Genomic DNA, 18,255 nt, shown 5'->3' with positions numbered 1-18,255 from the left:
TCAGCGGCCCTTGCCGGTTCCGAGGATCGCTTCCCCGGGGAAGACCTTGTTCGATAGTTTGCCGCCATCGACGACAGGTGTGCCGTTGACCAGAACGTAGCGGATGCCGCGCGATGCCTGCATCGGCTTTTCGAATGTGGCCACGTCGGTCACGGTTGCCGGATCGAACAGCGTGAGATCGGCATCAGCGCCGACCGACACACGGCCCTTCTTCGCCATCTGCGGCGAAATGCCCTCCAGCCGCTGCGCGGGCATGATCGTCATCTTGCGGAGTGCCGCCATCAGATCGAGCGTACCGCGTTCACGGACATAGCGGCCGAGTACACGCGCATAAGTGCCAGCACCGCGCGGATGCTCGCCCGACGTGCGCCACGGCATGCCATCCGACGCGATCGAGATCGCGGGTTCGGCGATGATCTGGTCGACGACATCTTCGGGGATCATGTGCACGACCACCGCAGCATTCGGCTGCTCGCGGCGGTAGCGTTCGAACGTCTCCTTCGTCAGCCGCTCGCCCGTCGCCGGCCACTGGAGGTCGCCGTAGCTGATCCCCGAACGCTCCTGCCAACCATCGCGGAAAAACTCCGATCCGATCGACGTGCTGCCCGCCGTGTAAGGATAGGCTTCCGAGGTAATGTCCAGGCCGCGCGCCTGCGCGTGCTTCACCATGTCGATCAGGATCGGCGTGTCCTTGAGCCCGGTGGAGTGCAGGTGAACGATCTGCAGCGGCGCCCCGGTGATGGCGGCATTCGCGATCACTTCCTGCGCCACTGCGATCGGCACGCCGGGCGCCGGATCGAGCGGACGGCTGCGGACATGGACGAACACCGGCGCGCGCGTTTCCGCGGCGGCTTTGAAGATGTCGTAGATCTCGCTGCGCCCGGCGCCAGGCGTGTATTCGATGCCTAGGCCATAGCCGAGCGCGCCCGCCGCAACCTCGCGGTCGAGCGCGGCGACGATCGCCTTCTGCTGCTCCGGCGTCGCCGACGCGGTATAGGCCTTTCGGTCCGCGACCGTCTCACCGTTCGTCGCGCCGTGTCCCTTGCAGGGCGCAGCCGCGATCACTTCCATGCGCGCGCACTGGTGCGATGCGCTCGCGCCGAAGTTGATGAGCGCATGTCCCTTCATCGCCCCCACGAACGCCTGCACCGGCATCGCGCCACCTTCGGCATCGATCGCGGTCGTCACGCCGTCCAGCACCTGGAACTGCTGCCCCTTGTCGTGCTGTCCATGCGCATGGAGATCGACGAAGCCTGGTGCGACGACAAGCCCGCGCGCGTCTATCTTGCGCTTGCCTTTGAGCGGCGTCGCCGAGATTTCAGCAATACGGTTGCCGATGATCCCGACATTGGCGATCTCGTCGCGTCCGCTTTCGGGGTCCATCACCCGGCCGCCGGAAATCACGACATCATAGGTTTCGGCAAGCGCCGGTGTCGCGAACGCAGCCAGCGCGGTCGCCAGAAACAGTGCAGTTTTCATTCAGCCCTCCTCAATTCGCAAACAGGAAATAATCGCGGATCGTCCGTGCGATTTCGGCAATGGCGCGCTCGCGATCGGCAGTCGGCGCCGCGCTCGTCTTCACATAGGCGGCGATCACGACCCCGGTGCCATCGGGCAGGCTCACCATGCCGACGTCGTTCACCGTTCCGCCGATCGTGCCGGTCTTGTGGGCGACGATCGTACCCGGCGGCATCTGCCCCGGGAGACGTGCTGCGCCGGTGCGGCAGCGCTCCATGATCGCGGTAAAGGCCTTCGTGCTTTCAGGCGAGAGCGCCTTTCCGGCGAACATACGCGTCAGGAGCGTCGCCATCGCTGCGGGGCTCGCCGTGTCCCTGGGGTCGGCATCGAAAGTTGCGTCCGGCTTCGAGCCCTTGGTCAGAAGCGATGGCTCGGCCTTCGCCGCCTTGTCGAACGCCTCCGTCAGCGGGCCTTCACCGAGACCGTAAAAATCTCGCAGCAACCGATTCGTATCCCGATCGACGCGCATCGCGGTAACGCCCTGCGCGCGCGCCCACGCCGTCACCGCCTGCGGGCCGCCCGCTGCCTTCATCAGCACGTCAGTCGCCGTGTTGTCGCTCTGGGTCAGCATCACTTCGAGCAGATTGTGCACCGAAAGGCTGACACCGGAATGGATGAAGCGATCGGCAATCACCTCCGAAGGCGACATCATCTCCTGCGGCACGTCCAGCATGGTATCGAGGCGGATCTGCCCCTTGTCGACCATGTCGAAAATCTTGCCCGCGAGCGGGACCTTGTAGGTGCTTGCCATGGGGAACGATGCGTCCGCATTGAACAGCACGCGGGAGCCCTTCCCATCCAGCCGCCACGCCGCGATGCCGACAACACCCCCCGCGCCTGCAGCAAGCCGTTCGACCTCCGTATCCACGGCCTTTGTCGCCACCGGTGCGGCTGCAGAGGCCTCCCCCACGCTGAGCGCAGCAAAAACCAGCGGCAAACAGAGCCAGCGCATGGCGTTCCGTTTCATCATTCCCTCCCTCGTTGGAATTTGAAGGCCGCAGCCTTGGCGCGGCAAATTCTCCGTACAGGACAATGAGAGTAAATTTCTTCAATTGCAACACGAGATACGCATCTCGTTATGTGTTTGATAAAATGGAATTAAATTTATTTCTGAAAACGCAGGTATGCTTTTTGACAATCCCAATTTGAAAATATCATCCTGATATGTCAAAATTCTGGAACATAACATTGGGAAGGGAGAGTCGGGGTGATGCGCGAACGCAATCGGTCCGTGGCAATGCGGCGTGTTTTCGGCGGGGCTGCGCTTGCTCTCGCACTTCTGGCAACTGCGCCCTCGGCCGCAGCGCCGACCGCGTCCGTCACAAACGTCGATCCAGCGCGCCTTGCCGGGCTCCCGGAGTTCGTCGACGGCGTGATGGCGCAGCAAATTGCCACGCGGGAGGTGGCAGGCGCCGTCGTCACCGTGGTTTCCGGCGGAAAGGTCGTTTTCAGCAAGGGTTACGGCTACGCCGATATCGATCGAAAAATACCGGTGGATGGCGAAAAGACGCTCTTTCGACCGGGATCGGTATCAAAGCTGTTCACCTGGACCGCGCTTATGCAGCAGGTCGAAAAAGGGCGCGTGAAGCTGGACGACGACGTCAACAAATACCTCGACTTCAAGATTCCAGCCACATACGCGAAGCCGATCCTCGTCCGCGACCTTCTTACCCACGCACCCGGCCTTGAAGACAGGGGCGGCATTACGGTGGAAAGCCCGGCAGGCTTCGTTCCACTCGGCACATTCCTGAAGAACAACATCCCCACCCGCGTTCGCGACTCGGGAGTCGAAACCTCGTATTCCAACTATGGCTCGGCGATCGCCGGCTATATCGTGGAGCGCGTCTCGGGCGAGGCGTTCCCTGACTACATCGACCGCCACATCTTCAGCCCGCTCGGAATGACAAGCGCGACCTTTCGCGAGCCGCTGACGGGCACGCGCGCCGAAAACATGGCGCTCGGCTACGAACTCAAGGATGGCCGCTTCGTCGCCAAGCCGTTCGAGCTTTATGGGAACATCATGCCCGCAGGCTCAGCTTCCGCGACGGGCCCCGACATGGCGCGCTTCATGCTCGCCCATCTCGGCGACGGCGCGCTTGGCGACGCGCGCATCCTGAAACCGGAAACCATGAAGCTGATGCGCGAGACGCTTCACAAGAATGCACCGTCTCTGCCGGGCATGGCGTATGGCTACATGGTCGTGCGCGAGGCGGGGCCGCGCCTTGTCGGCCATGGCGGCAACACCGCCGATTTCCACTCGTTCCTGATCCTCGCACCTGAGGCCGACTTCGGCTTCTTCGTGTCCACGACAGGTGGCTGGGGAAGCTACGGCGCACGCACGGAGCTTCAGAACGCCATTATCGGCCGCGTTTTCCCTGAAAACCCCGCGCCGCGCTGGACCGGCACATCCACGCCGACGGTCGGCGCCTATCGCACGAACCGCCGGACCTACAGCGATCCGCCGCAGCCCGAGTTCGACATCAAGGTCAGCGCCTCCGGGCCGCATGGTCTCGTGGTCGAGAATCGCGGCAACAAGACCTATTGGGAGCAGATCGGACCGCAGCTCTACGAGCAGGTTACGGCAGCACGCGACGGCGGCCCGTTCGAGAAGCTTGAGTTCTATGGGCCGGAGAACGACCGGAAAATGTCGTTCTCCTCGCAGCCGCACGTTCTTTACCGTGTTGTTAAATAGCAACCCATAGAGAGAAACATCGTCCTATTCAGGATATCGATGTAGACAACTGAAAATTTTTGGGTGATTTTCCGATTTTGAAACAGACGCTCGCGCAACCGCGCCGAGCGCGATTTCCTTCACACGCACGTCAAGAGGGGACTGTCATGACTATGCCTGTTATCCGTTCATCCACCCGCATCGCGTCGGCCAGCGCGCTGGCGATTGGAATCGCACTCGCGGTTTCCGGTCCGGCATCTGCGCAGGAAGCCGCAGACACAACCGCAGCCGAAAATTCGGAGGTCATCATCATCACCGGCTCGCGCATCAGCACGGTCGGCTTCGACGCGCCGACGCCGACCACGGTCGTCAGCGCGGCAGACCTGAAGATCGCCGGGCGTACGGACATCCAGGCGGCACTCGCCGACCTTCCGCAGTTCCGCATGTCGCAGAGCGCAACCTCGACGAACACGGTGACGACTTCGGGCGTTTCACCGGCGGACCTTCGCGGCCTCGGTGCATCGCGCACGCTCGTTCTCATCAACGGACGCCGCTACGTCACCATCAACGACCTGCAGACGATCCCCTACGGGCTGGTGAAGAGCATCGACGTTGTGACCGGCGGCGCCTCGGCCGCTTACGGCACCGACGCCGTCGCGGGCGTGGTCAACATCATGCTCGACAACAAGCGCGAGGGCATCGAGCTCGGCGCGCAGACCGGCATTTCATCGCGCGGTGACGGTCAGAAGTATCTCCTGGAGGGTTCGGGCGGCTTCAAGTTCGACGACGGGCGCGGCCACGTGATCTTCGGCGCCGACTACCTCAACGACAAGGGCGTCATCCCCGGCGTCGCTCGTCCGCGCATCGGTGCTGCAGCTTTCTATCCGAACGAGAACGGCTTTTTGGAGCCCACCATGGGCTTGACAGAAAACAATCGCCACGAGCAGGGTGTCATCAACACCGGCGTCCTTGCTGGCCAGGTCTTCAATAACGACGGCACGCTGCGGCCGTACCAGTATGGCCAGATCAACCCTGGCGGCGGCAGTTTGATGATCGGTGGCGAAGGCTACCACATCGACAACTACCGTTCACTGTCCGCTCCGATCGAGCGCGTGAATGCGCTGGTGCGCACCAGCTACGACCTCACCGACACGTTCACCGTGTGGGCTGAAGGCAACTATAACCGCGTTTGGAATGAGCGCGTCTTCTTCCCGGACCTCGGCATCAATCAGCTGACCATTCAGGCTGACAACGCCTACCTGTCCGACGCGATCAAGAGCCAGCTCGCGACCGCCGGCCAGACTGAGTTCCGGATGGGCCGCGCGCTCACCGACATGTCGCTGGCGCGGTACGACTTCGAGCGTGAGACCTACCAGGGTGCGATCGGCTTCGACGGCAGCTTCGCCGACGGCAAGTGGCGTTATTCTGCTTTCGTCAGCAAGGGTAAGCAGACGCAGGATATGACCCTGAAGGACATCACGCTTCGTGAGAACTTCTTCAATGCCGTGGATGCTGTGACGGGACCGGGCGGAACCCCTGTCTGCCGCATTGCGCTCACGGACCCGACGACGGAGTGTCGGCCGCTCAATCTGTTTGGTTCGGGCAATGCCGATGCGGCTGCTATTGATTATGCAACCGCCGATTGGAACGTGGTCCAGACTTACAAGCTGACCAACGCGGGGTTCACGCTGAGCGGCGAGCCGTTCGAACTGTGGAACCACCCGGTTTCGTTCGCGACCGGCTTTGACTATCGCAAGCAGAGCTTCCGTTCCCAGTACGATGAAAACGCGCTGGCGAATCGTTTCACGACGATCAACGGCGTGAACATCGACGGTGTCGGCAACAACGTGAAGGAAGCCTTCGTCGAAGTTGCAGTGCCGGTTCTTGCGGACCTGCCGTTCGCCGAAAAGCTGATGGTCAACGCAGCAGCCCGCTGGTCGGACTACAGCACCGAAGGCACGATCTGGGCCTGGAAGGTCGGCGCAACGTGGGACATCAACGAAAGCATCACGCTGCGTGCAACGCGCTCGCGTGACGTCCGTGCAGCCAGCATCACCGAACTCTTCGGTACCCGCTCCACGCTGTACACGTCGGTGAACGATCTCGGCCGTCCGAGTAGCCCGCTGACGAGCATCATCGCCTACACGGGCGGTAATCCTGAGCTGCAGCCCGAAAAGGCTGATACGCTCACCGTCGGCATCGTCCTGACGCCGAGCTTCCTCCCGGGCCTCCGCTTCTCGGCTGACTACTATGACATCAAGATCGATGATGTCATCACGACGCTGAATGCACAGACCATCGTCAACAACTGCTACAATTCGAACATCCAGGCCGCTTGCGACCAGATCGTTCGTGACGGCACGGGCGCGATTGCGACCATCAACGCCGCGTACCTGAACATTGCCAAGTTCAGGACCAAGGGCCTCGACTTCGAAGCATCCTACAAGACCGACCTCGACAGCATCGGTCTTCCGGGTCAACTGAACGTTCGCGCCCTTGCGAACTACACGGACACGCTGGCACTCGACAACACGGTCGTGAAAATCGATGGCGTTGGTTACCTCGGTTCGCAACAGCCCTTCCTCGTCCCGCAATGGCGCGGAACGCTCTCCTCCGTTTACGAAAGCGAGCGCATCGGCGCGGACCTCCGCGTTCGCTACGTCGACGGCGGTGGCTATGCTCCGGCAAACGTGCTGCCAAACCAGGATCCGTCCAACAGCATCTCGGCTCGCTGGTACTTCGACCTCGGTGCCCGTGCGTACATCCCGTACGGCGACGGCAAGAAGTTCACCGTCTACGGCAACGTCCAGAACCTCTTCGACCGTGATCCGGCGGTCGCTGCGGTCAGCTCACCATATCACGATCTGATCGGCCGCTATTTCACGGTCGGAGCCCGTATCAACTTCTAATTTCCCTCCCGGGTCGGGAACAAGATGCCCGCGGATCGACCTCGATCCGCGGGCATTTTTTGTTCGCCATTCAAAAAGGTAGGCGCGGATCAGCGTTGAGCGCAGGCCTCCACCCCACTAAACATCCATTGCTTCCAGCCAGCACGCCGGGCGAGGCGGTTACTGGCAATGTGCAAGCTAATAAGCCCTTCGCCGGACCAGCCTGGTGTGGGGAATGATCGAAAACAGCTTTTGACGGGCCTCGCGACGGCCGTTGGTGTGTTTTCACAGCAACCCATAGGGAAAATTACGTCCCATTTAGGATATTGATGTGGACAGGCCGAAAGTTTTGGTGAACTTTCCACGGTCGAAATAACGTTCGCGTGAGTAGACGAACGCCACATTTCGAAGCAGGTCAAAAGGGGACTGTCATGACTTCCATGCTTGGTATCCGTTCATCCGCGCGCGCGGCTTCGGTGAGTGTATTGGCGCTAGGCCTTGCGCTTACATTTTCCAACTCCGCGTTCGCGCAGGATGCAGCAGAATCGAACGCTGCGGAAAACTCCGAACTTATCATCGTCACGGGCTCGCGCATCCAACGCTCGGGCTTTGATGCGCCGACCCCGACGACCGTTCTGGGGGTAGAGGAGCTGGCGCAGGGCAATCGGCCGAGCATCGCGCAGGCGCTGAACGACGTTCCGCAGTTCCGCGCTACGAACACACCTGCCACGACCACGGGCAATACGAACGCAGCGGCATCGCCGGCCGACCTTCGCGGGCTCGGCATTACGCGCACGCTGACACTGTTCAACGGTTACCGCTTCACCGGCTCCGCCGATCTTAACTCTGTGCCGCAGAATGTGATCAAGCGCGTTGACGTGGTGACCGGCGGCGCGTCCGCCGCTTGGGGTTCGGGCGCCGTCGCGGGTGTCGTCAACCTCATCATCGACGACAATATGACAGGCGTAAAAGCGGGGCTCAACACGGGTGTGTCCACATACGGCGACGGCCAACGCTACGGCGGCGACCTTGCTTGGGGCACGAAATTCGCCGACGACCGCGGGCATTTCATGATCGCTGGCGAATATCTGCAGGACAAAGGCGCCTGGGATCGCGATTCACGCAAGAACATGAACGGCGGCCTCTTTCAGCGTGCTGACGGTCAACTCGTTCTGACTGAAGATATCAAGTACACCATCCTCAATCGTGGCGGCTCAATCCTCAGCCTGACGGCGGCACCCTACAATCTGATCTTCAATCCCGATGGTTCGGTCGGCCCGCTGCCGCTCGGCAGCGAAACGTTCGGCCAGCAGACTGTCGGCGGCGACGGTCAGGGCCTCTACGAGTATCTCTCGGTCAGCACGCCTTACAAGCGCATCAACGTTTTCGCGCGCGCGAGCTATGACGTGACGGACACGATGAAGTTTTGGGTCGATGCCCGCTACAACCGCATGTCGTCCGATTTCACGTTCTTCCCGGACACGCCCATCGCCGTCATCATGCCGGACAACGCGTTCCTAACGGATCAGGCACGCACACAACTCGCCACGGCAGGTGTCACCGGACCATTCGTTCTGGGACGCATCCTGGACGACGTGGGGCCGGACCGGTTCCTCAACTATCGTTACAAGCGCCGCAACATGGAGATCGCGGCTGGCGTCGATGGTTCGATCGGGGATCGATGGAAATATCGCGCCTACTACAATCATGGTGAACTGAAGAACGATCAGTGGCTGGACAACCAGAGGATCACCGCCAATTTCAACCGTGCGGTCGATTCGGTTCTGGTCGGCGGTACGCCGGTCTGCCGCGTCAATGCCGACGCGAATCTCGCAAACGATGATCCGGCCTGCGTTCCCATCAACATCCTCGGCAATGGCAACATCACCGATGCGGCGCGCGCTTATTCTTTCGCGTCGGGTGGTTCGGTGACAACGACCAAGCTCGACACCGCTGGCGTCAGCCTCAGCGGAGAGCTTTTCTCAATGTGGGCCGGGCCCGTGGACATCGCTGTCGGCAGCGACTGGCGCTGGGAAGAGTTCACGACCAACTCAACCGACCCCTACTCGGTAAACCGCCAACTGACGCCGCTCAACTTCTCGGCCACCAACGGCGGTTTCGACGTGAAGGAGTTCTTCGCGGAGGTAAACGCACCGCTGCTCGATGTCGCCGATACAGCACGCCTCGACGTGAACGGTGCGATCCGCTACTCCGACTACAGCACGAGCGGCGGCATCTGGACTTGGAAGACCGGCAGCACGCTGCGGCTCTTCAACGACCTGCTGCTGAGGGCCGTCTATTCGCGTGATATTCGTTCGCCCAGCATTACCGAATATTATCTCGCCCGTGCCACCAATCTCGGCAACATGATTGATCCGTTCCGCAGCAACGCGCTTGCGCTCAACGTGTACAGCTACACGGGCGGCAATCCCGATCTGGATCCCGAAGTCGCGCACACGCTGACGCTCGGCGGTTCTTACTCCCCGAATTTCGTCCCAGGCCTGCGGGTTTCGGCCGATTTCTATAAGATCAAAATCGACGACGTCATCGTGACCCTTCTAGGACAGGACGTGCTGGGTCTCTGCTACGCGGAAAATCCGAGCGACAACACCTGCGGCGGACTGATCGAGCGCGATTCCAGCGGGGGGCTGGTCTCGGTGCTGCGGACCTTCCGCAACCTTGCGAAGTACGAAACCAAGGGCATCGATCTTGAAGCGTCCTACCAGATGCCCGTCGGCGCCGGCTCGCTGACGTTCCGCGCGCTTGCAACACACGTGATCGAACTGCTGATCGACGACGGCGTTCGCGTAACGGATCGCGCAGGCATCGTCGGCGGCGATACCGTGTTCTCGACCCCGAAATGGCGCGGAACCGCGACGATCACCTATCAGGATGAGCGCTTCGGCAGCGACCTGCGATTCCGTTATGTCGATGGCGGCATCTACAGCAATCAGATCGGACCAAACGGACAGCCGATCCTCAACAACGATATCAGCAGCCGTACCTATGTGGATTTCGGCATGCGTATGAAGGTTGGCGAGTTCACGCTCTACGGCAACGTCAACAATCTATTCAACGTGAGCGCCCCGCGCACGCAGTACACCAATCCGAACTATGAAGTGATGGGTCGGTACTTCTCCGGCGGCGTGAAGGTAAACTTCTAATCCAAAGACGCCATATCACGGCCTAGTTCAGGTTCAGTTTGTCAAGGAAACCCGCGGATCTGCTTCGATCCGCGGGTTTTTCCTTATCGAACGCCCATAGCCTTCACTGCATCTGCGAGAACCGATCGCATCAGCATGTATCCATCCGGGTTTGGGTGTAGCCCGTCTTCGCTGAGGTCGGCGCGCAGGCGGCCTTCGGCGTTTGCCAATCCGCTGTAGTCAGCGAATGCATAACGTCGCGCCTTTGCGAATGTGCGCAGCCACGCGTTCGCTGCGCGCCACGTTTCCGGGTCGCGCCGGTCGCCATCGCGGGGCGCATCAAACGGTGGAATGGCGCTGAGCACGACACGGATCTCGCGCGCATCGGCGATATCCGACATTGCCGTCACGTTGCTGCGGAGCCGCGCGAGGATGGCGGGCGACGCATCGGCATGGCTTCCAGCATAGACCCTGAGGTCGTTTGTGCCCGCGAGGATCACGACGACGGCTGGCGAGAGTGCGACGACATCACCTTCGAAGCGCAGCAGCATCTGGCTGCTGTTCTGCCCCGGGATACCGCGATTGACCCAGGCCGCGCTGCCGAGCCGGGGCAGTAGCGCGGGCGTCCAGTGATAGGTGATCGAATCGCCCATCAGTACGATGCGCGGCTCCGCAACGGGCGATGCCCGAAGCGCCGCGTTAGCGGAGGCATAGACGCCGGTGCCCGCGATATCGCCCTGCTGCATCATCCATTTCGCGGCGAAATCCTGCACGGTCATCGAAGCGACGGGATTGGGGTCCGCATGGGCGGATGCGGCAAGGATCGCCGAGATGGCGATGGTGCAGGCGCTAAGCCGCATTTCGGACGAGGCGGTCGTCTGCCTGCGCACGCCGAGCACGTTTCTGCCTGCGCGCGGAGAGCCAAAGCCACACGCCGCTGCCCGCGAAGAACACAAGCGCGATACCGGCCGCGAGCACGACAAGACGGCCAACCAGTCCGCCCGCCTTGCCGGTGTGGATCGTGAACAGCCAGTCATAGGCGGTGTTCATCGGCGGCAGCGCGGCAGGCTCGTAGCGACCGAGTTCGACGCCTTCGTAAGCGTTGTAGAAATACTGGCGTGTCGCATTTGGACGGCGCGATGCTTCATCCTGAAAATAAAGCGCGACGACCTGACCGGCTGCCCCCGAAAAGCGGACCTCGCGCAGTGGCTGTTGCCCATGGCGAACGCGCGCATCGGCGATCAGCGTGTCGACCGGACGTAGAGGAGCTTGCGACAGTGCAACGTCGAACTTCGGTCGCGGCACAACGGGAAGATAGGGTTGCAACGCTGCGCGATGGATGAGCAGCGCGCCCGTGACCCCCGACATCACCAGCACGATGCCGACCGCTGCACCGATCGCACGATGCGCAGTGCGGACAGTGCGGTCCGCTCCCTGTCCCGTGAGAATACGAAAGCCGGATTTCAGCCGACGACGCCCCGGCCACCAGATGATGATGCCGAACACGGCAAGGAAGATGAGCGCAACGCCTTCGATGGTGACGATGATTTCGCCCGTCTTCCCCGCGAGCAGTGTGTCGTGGAGGTGAAACAGCCACTCGGCAGGCCACGCCCCGTAGCTGCCCGCGCGCACGATCTCGCCTGTATAAGGATCAATCGCGACAATCCATGGCGTATCGTTTTCCAGTTTTAGGGAAGCCATGGCCGCGCGCGTGGGATCGTCGGCGAACTTGATGCGCTGCAGCTGGGCTTGCGGCGCGGATTCGCGAACCGTGTCGACAATCCCCTGCATGGAGGCCCGCGTCTCCGACGGGGCCACCACGAGCGCCGGGTGAATGATGCCTTCGATCTCTTCACGGAACACCAGAAGCGTGCCGGACAGACCCTGCACAAGCAGCAACACCGCGAAGGCGAGGCCGACCCAGCGATGAAGCTTGAGCAGTGTCGTGCGCGTCGAAGGCTTCATGTCAGTGTGCCGAATAGGCCTTCACGAGGCGGTAGAGGAAAGCCCGCGCATCCATCAGCGACGTGACGCGGATACGTTCGTCGAGACCGTGCACACCGTTGCCGTCCGGCTCCCTGAACACGCCCGAAATACCGTAGGTCGGAATCCCCGCAGCATTCAGGAAACGACCGTCGGTCGCGCCGCTGCTCAAATGCGGGATGACAGGAACACCGGGCCACATGTCCGCCGCGATCGCTTCGACGGGTTTCATGATCCGCGCATCAAGCGGCGGCGCGGCAGACTGCGGCCCCGGCTCCGCGGCAAGGCGAATCTCGACTTTCGGATCGGCCACGACATCTTGAAGACGCGCCAGCACAGCATCGAGGGTTTCGCCAGGCATGACCCTGCAATTCACATTCGCCTGCGCATGTTGCGGCTGCGCATTGGGCGCATGACCGCCGGCGAGCTGTGTGGGAATGCAGGTTGTGCGGAGGAACGCGTTCCAGAGCGGATCCGCCGCGCCGATGCGGGCGAAAGCGGCATCATCGGCCGTGCCATTGCCGGCTGCCGCCAGATCCTGCGCAATCTGTCCTTCGTAAAGCGCCGACGAGCGCCGGAAGAACCCTTTGGTGGCATCCGTCATGTTGACAGGAAACCGGTAGCGATCGATCCGGGTAACAGCCGCGGCAAGGCGTCCGATTGCATTGTCATCCGTCGGTCTTGCGCTGTGGCCACCGGGCGCCGTGACGGTGAAGGTGAAATCCTGATAGATTTTCTCACCGACCTGCACACCGAAAGAAATCCGCTTGCCGTTCTCGTCCAGATTTCCCGAACCACCCTCGTTCACCGCGAATTCCGCAGCGAATGCATCGGGCATCGTCTTCAGCAGATAACGGACGCCGTTGAACACGCTGTCCGTTTCCTCGCCGCAGGTCAGAGCGAGCTTGATCGTTCGTTTCGGCCGGTAGCCCTCTTTCTTGTAGCGGACGAAAGCATCCACGAACGACGATGCCATGGCTTTGTCGTCGACAGCGCCGCGCGCATAGAAATAGCCGTTCTCTTCAACGAGCTTGAACGGGTCCCGCTTCCAGTCGGTCCGCTTCGCCTCGACAACATCGATGTGCGCAAGCAGCAACATCGGCGCGAGCTTCGCATCGCTGCCGTTGATCCGCGCGACGAGATTGCCCTGCCGGGGGAAATCCGGTGGCACGACGACCTGCACCTCGCTCTTCGCATAGCCTGCTGCCAACAGCCGTGCCGCCATACGCTCCGCGGCGAGCGTGCAACTGCCGCTCGAAAGCGAGGTGTCCGTCTCCACGAGTTCACGGTAAACGGCCCGAAAATCAGCCTCGCCGGCGCGTGCCGGATCGGATTTTGGCGCAGCGAGGGCAGCCGGACCGAACACAGCGCAAACGGCAACAATGGCAACCGAGGTCAAACGGAACACGTGCATTTCCCTCCACATCTCTCCGGCGGACGCCAAGCTAGGACCGCGCAGCTTTCAACGGCCTGTCGCATTACGCGCCACCTGCCCCCAAGTCTCGCGGAAAGTCGATCAGGACGCGCAGGCCGCCGCCCGGCCGATCGGTGACCGCAATGCCACCGCCGAGCGCGGTTGCAAGCTCGCTGACGATGGCAAGGCCAAGCCCGCTGCCTTCACTGTGGTCGCGGTCCAGCCGCCGGAAGCGCTGAAACATCTGCGCGCGCATCCTGGGCGGAATGCCCGGCCCGTCGTCTTCCACCACAACACGCACACCCACCGCCTCGGCCGTGACCCAGAGCCATACGGTGCCGCCGCGCCGGTTGTAGCGGATCGCGTTATCGACAAGGTTCGAGATGAGTTCGCGCGCGAATTCGCCGACGGTACGCACCGCCGCGCTCCCCTCCGCGTCGAATTCGATCTCGACACCCGCTTCGAGCGCGGCCGGAACGTGATCCTCCGCGACCGACCGGGCAAGCGCGGCGAGATCCACATTGCGCGCGAGCCGCATGACGTTTTCGCGGTTGCCCTCGGCGCGGGCGAGCGCGAGCAACTGCGTCAGCAGCCGTTGCAAGCGTACAGTCGCGGTGTCGATATCCGCAAGTGAGGCGCGTCCGCCCTCGGTTTCCGTGCCTTCGCGCTTCAACACCTGCAGATGTGCACGCAGGATCGAAAGCGGCGTCCGCATCTGGTGCGAAGCATCCGCCGTGAAGCGGCGCAGGCCCTCGACGGCGTTTTCCAGGCGAAGCAGAAGGCCATTGAAGGCATCGACGAAACTGCGCAGTTCAGCCGGCACCTGCTGCAGCGTCAGCGGCGTAAAATCGGTCGGTGAGCGGCTGGCGATACCCCTGCGCACCTCTGCGAGCGGCACGAGGCCCCAGCGCACCGCAACCGGCACGAGCAGCACGAGCAGGCCGACAATCAGCGCTTCGAGCACGAGGAGGCCGGCCAGCATACGCGAGGACAGGCTGTTCCTCGCTTCGAGCGTTTCCGCGACCTGCACGACGACGGGCGCCTCAACGCGCGGCACCCGCCGCACGATTGCCGCCACACGGACGGGGGCATCGCGGTACGCCGAATAAGCGAAGGCGACATCGTCCGTCCGCGCCGAACCGGCCTTGATCTGAGGAAGATCGGGGTAGCCGGTAAGCAGTTCTCCACCGACGCGCACACTGTAGTAGACATTGTCGCGCTCGTCGTTTTCCAGCATCCCGAACGCGGAGGGAGGCAGGTCGAGCGTGACTTCGCCATCCTCCAGTGCAAGCGTGTCCGCGATCGAGCGCGCCGAAGCATCGAGCAGGCGGTCATTCACGCTTTCGACGATGCGCCCGATGATGAGCGCACCGCCAACGCCGAGCACCAGCGCCAGCGCCGCCGTCGGCCCGATCAGCGCGACGAGAAGCCGCGCGGTCAGCGAAACGCGAAGATTACGTCTCAGCGGCAGGCGTGTTCTCCATCACATAGCCAAGGCCGCGCATCGTGCGGATCGCCGGGCCCTGCGGGCCAAGCTTGCGGCGCAGGCGGGCAATGTAAACCTCGATCGCGTTCGGCGCGACCGCCTCGTCGAATCCGAACACCTCGGCGGCAAGCCGATCCTTCGAGACCACCTTGCCGACGCGCACGACGAGTCGTTCCAGCAGCACCCATTCGCGGCGGCGCAGATCGATCTGTTCGCCCGAGACCCAAATGACGCACCGCGACCGATCGATCTCAAGATTTCCAACGCGGATGAGCGGCGAGGGGTCCGCGGCGGGACGGCGCAGCAGCGCCCGCAACCGCGCCGCGAGTTCGGCAGGCTCGAACGGTTTAAGCAGATAGTCGTCAGCACCGAGATCGAGGCCCTTCACCCGGTCCTCAAGCGAATCGCGCGCGGTCAGCATCAGGATCGGGGCGCGGCAACCGTTCGATCGCAGCGACTTCAGCACATCGAAGCCGCTCATGTCGGGAAGGTTCACGTCGAGCGTGATGACGGCGTAAGGCTCGTCGCGCGCCATTTCGAGCGCGGTTTCGCCGTCCGGCGCAGGGTCGACCGAATAGCCCTCCCCGCGTAGCGCAGCCGTCAGACCGCGTGCGAGCGCTACGTCGTCCTCCACCAGCAATATCCGCGCCATGCTTCCCTCTTTGACAGAATGGCGATGGGCCCGCACATTGCGCGCACTATGCGCGTGACCGGGCCGCTTCGCAAAATTCTGTGCTTCGTTTCCCAGCGGCGCGCTCTATTGCTTCTGCCTGCCGCATTCGCGTTGATAGCAGCGGGGCAACCGAGAGGCTATCCCCGCTCCTATGCCGATACGATCGCGGCCGCGCGGCGTGAAGGCGTTGTCGTCGTATATTCCACCACAGATCGTCACGAGGTGACGGCTGCGCTGAATGCGTTTCGGAAGCGCTATCCGTTCCTGCGTGTCGATTACCGCGAATTGGAATCGCCGAAGCTTTACAATCGTGTGATCGCGGAATCACGCGCACGGAAGCCCACGGGTGATCTGATCTGGAGTTCTGCAATGGATCTTCAGATCAAGCTTGTGAACGATGGCTATGCGCAGGCCTATGCTTCGCCGGAAAAGCCCTATTTGCCGAATTGGGCGATCTGGAAGAACGAGGCCTGGGGCGTGACCGCCGAACCCGTGGTGATCGCCTATAACAAGCGTCTCGTGCCTGTGAAGGACGTGCCGCGCACGCATTCGAGCTTCGAGCGCCTGCTGCGAAACAAGGCTGCATTCTATCAGGGCCGGGTCTCCACTTACGACCCGCGCCTGTCCGGTTTCGGCTATTTGCAGCTGACGCAGGATTACCACGCGAGCCGGGATATCATGTCGCTTGTCGGCGCACTCGGCGCTGCGGGCGTGCGGCTGCATACGTCGAGCGGGCCGCTGCTTGCCGACCTTGAAACCGGGCGCAGCCTGTTCGCATACAATGCGCTCGGTTCGTATGCGCTGGAACACGCCACGCGCAATCCCGACATCGGCGTGATCATGCCGAGCGACTATACGCTCGTCGTCTCGCGCATCGCGCTCATCGCGCGTGAGGCGCGGCAGCCCAATGCCGCGAAACTCCTGCTCGATTTCCTGCTCTCCGCCGAAGGTCAGCGCCATCTGGCGCGCGCCTACATGGCGCCATCGCGCGAAGATGTCGTGCCCCTCGCCGGCAGCAAGCCGCCCGCTGTGGCCGCGCGGCCGGTGAAGCTCGGACCCGCGCTGCTCGCGAACCTCGATCGTATTCGTCGTCAGCGTTTTCTCGCCAACTGGCAAGCCGCGCTCGACGGGGAATAGAAATTCAGGCGTACCACGGGAAAAGGCCGAGCAGCAGGCAGGTGACCATGAACACCGCGCACGCGCCGAGCGCCCATTTCATCGTGAAGCGCTGGTGGTCGCCAAGCTCGACGCCTGCGGTCGCAACGAGGAGATAGGTCGAAGCGACAAGCGGACTGAGCAGGTGAATCTGCTGCCCGACGAGGGACGCGCGCGCGACCTCCATCGCGGTGATGCCATAATGCCCCGCCGATTGTGCGAGCACGGGCAGCATCCCGAAATAGAAAGCGTCGTTGGAGATCAGCACCGTGAACGGAATGCTGACGAGCGCGGTGATCGGCGCCATGTAAGGCCCAAGTGCGTCGGGAATGAAACCCGTCACCGTATTCGCCATGGCATCGACCATCTTCGTACCCGAAAGTACCCCGGTGAAAATACCGGCCGCGAAAACAAGACCTGCGGTCGCAAGCGCGTTCGAGGCGTGCGCGGCGACGCGCTCGCGCTGCATCTCCACCTGCGGATAGTTGACCATAGCGGCAATCGCGAACGCGACCATGAAGAGCACCTGCAGCGGCACATCACCGAACAGCAGGACGCCCATGAGCGCGGCGGTAAGCGCGGCGTTGAACCAGTAAAGGCGCGGGCGCCGCGTGGACGGCGTTCCGTCGCTGTCCGGCGTCGAAAGATCGAGCTGACCGGGCGCCGGCATCGCCACGCGCTCGGTGACGCCGAGCCGCTTCCGCTCTGCGCGGCCAAGCATCCACGCGGTGAACAGCACCCAGCAGACCGTGGTGAGCACGGGCGGAATCAGCGACAGGAACAGCGCGCGCGGATCGACACCAAGCGCGATCGCCGCCCGCGAAGTCGGCCCGCCCCAGGGCACGAGATTCATCGCGGCGACCGCCATGATCAGAATGCAGGTAAGCACCCGCACATCCATCTTCATGTGCTTGTAAAGCGGCAGCAGCGCCGAGAGCGTGATCATGTAAGTGGTCGTGCCGTCCCCATCGAGCGCGACCACGAGACCAAGGATCGCCGACCCCATCGTGATCCGCAAGGGATCGCCGTGCGCGAGTTCCACCACCTTGCGCGTCAGCGGATCGAAAAGCCCCGCGTCGATCATGATGCCGAAATAGAGGATCGCGAACAGCAGCATCACGCCCGTCGGCGCGATATCCCGGATCCCCGCGAGCATCATCTCGCCGAGCCCCGCCGAGAATCCCGCAATCAGCGCGAACGCGGTCGGCACGATGATGAGCGCGATCATCGCCGACATGCGCTTCGTCATGATCAGAGTCATGAACGTGGCGACCATGCCAAAGGCGAGAATGGATAGCATCAGCCGGCGGTCCCCCTCAGTGCC

At 62.5% G+C, this 18,255-nt stretch carries 12 protein-coding genes; 4 read left to right on the top strand and 8 right to left on the bottom strand.

The genetic code is table 11. The features are described from left to right. Both DFR51_RS00745 and bla read right to left on the bottom strand, forming a co-directional pair. Positions 1–1,479, bottom strand: a complete 1,479-nt coding sequence (locus DFR51_RS00745) for an amidohydrolase family protein (protein ID WP_121047148.1) — start codon at positions 1,477–1,479, stop codon at positions 1–3. A 10-nt stretch (positions 1,480–1,489) separates the two neighbouring features. Then, complete coding sequence (gene bla / locus DFR51_RS00740) at positions 1,490–2,485, bottom strand: class A beta-lactamase (RefSeq protein ID WP_207790667.1); 996 nt, start codon at positions 2,483–2,485, stop codon at positions 1,490–1,492. A gap of 270 nt (positions 2,486–2,755) precedes the next feature. On the opposite strand from bla, the gene DFR51_RS00735 reads away from it, so the two are divergent. From DFR51_RS00735 to DFR51_RS00725, 3 genes are all read left to right on the top strand, one after another. Then, complete coding sequence (locus DFR51_RS00735) at positions 2,756–4,210, top strand: serine hydrolase domain-containing protein (protein ID WP_170151732.1); 1,455 nt, start codon at positions 2,756–2,758, stop codon at positions 4,208–4,210. Positions 4,211–4,356: 146 nt separating this feature from the next. Further along, a complete protein-coding gene (locus DFR51_RS00730; RefSeq protein ID WP_121047145.1) occupies positions 4,357–7,098 on the top strand; it encodes a TonB-dependent receptor domain-containing protein in 2,742 nt (913 codons plus the stop codon). A gap of 410 nt (positions 7,099–7,508) precedes the next feature. Further along, on the top strand, positions 7,509–10,241 hold the full coding sequence (locus DFR51_RS00725; RefSeq protein WP_121047144.1) for a TonB-dependent receptor plug domain-containing protein: 2,733 nt from the start codon (positions 7,509–7,511) through the stop codon (positions 10,239–10,241). Between the two features lie 83 nt (positions 10,242–10,324). On the opposite strand, the gene DFR51_RS00720 is transcribed toward DFR51_RS00725, so the two are convergent. From DFR51_RS00720 to DFR51_RS00700, 5 genes are all read right to left on the bottom strand, one after another. Further along, complete coding sequence (locus DFR51_RS00720; RefSeq protein WP_160119104.1) at positions 10,325–11,110, bottom strand: GDSL-type esterase/lipase family protein; 786 nt, start codon at positions 11,108–11,110, stop codon at positions 10,325–10,327. Beyond that, on the bottom strand, positions 11,070–12,185 hold the full coding sequence (locus tag DFR51_RS00715; RefSeq protein ID WP_121047142.1) for a PepSY-associated TM helix domain-containing protein: 1,116 nt from the start codon (positions 12,183–12,185) through the stop codon (positions 11,070–11,072). Before DFR51_RS00715 ends, DFR51_RS00720 begins: the two co-directional genes overlap by 41 nt. A gap of 1 nt (position 12,186) precedes the next feature. After that, a complete protein-coding gene (locus tag DFR51_RS00710; RefSeq protein WP_243445566.1) occupies positions 12,187–13,611 on the bottom strand; it encodes a M20/M25/M40 family metallo-hydrolase in 1,425 nt (474 codons plus the stop codon). A 70-nt stretch (positions 13,612–13,681) separates the two neighbouring features. Next, the gene (locus DFR51_RS00705) at positions 13,682–15,007 is read right to left on the bottom strand and encodes a sensor histidine kinase (RefSeq protein ID WP_338068304.1); all 1,326 of its coding nucleotides are present in this window, start codon (positions 15,005–15,007) and stop codon (positions 13,682–13,684) included. Between the two features lie 64 nt (positions 15,008–15,071). Beyond that, positions 15,072–15,755, bottom strand: a complete 684-nt coding sequence (locus DFR51_RS00700; RefSeq protein ID WP_121047139.1) for a response regulator transcription factor — start codon at positions 15,753–15,755, stop codon at positions 15,072–15,074. A gap of 54 nt (positions 15,756–15,809) precedes the next feature. Between DFR51_RS00700 and DFR51_RS00695 the strand changes: the two genes are divergently transcribed. Next, a complete protein-coding gene (locus tag DFR51_RS00695; protein WP_243446525.1) occupies positions 15,810–16,913 on the top strand; it encodes an ABC transporter substrate-binding protein in 1,104 nt (367 codons plus the stop codon). A 4-nt stretch (positions 16,914–16,917) separates the two neighbouring features. On the opposite strand, the gene DFR51_RS00690 is transcribed toward DFR51_RS00695, so the two are convergent. After that, positions 16,918–18,231 carry a CitMHS family transporter gene (locus DFR51_RS00690; RefSeq protein ID WP_121047138.1) on the bottom strand — a complete coding sequence of 438 codons (1,314 nt, stop codon included), beginning with the start codon at positions 18,229–18,231 and terminating at the stop codon, positions 16,918–16,920. Between the last annotated feature and the right edge of the window lie 24 nt (positions 18,232–18,255).

This window comes from Sphingosinicella microcystinivorans (genome assembly GCF_003634215.1).
Classification (GTDB): domain Bacteria; phylum Pseudomonadota; class Alphaproteobacteria; order Sphingomonadales; family Sphingomonadaceae; genus Sphingosinicella; species Sphingosinicella microcystinivorans.
This window is presented reverse-complemented; position numbering and strand designations above follow the sequence as displayed.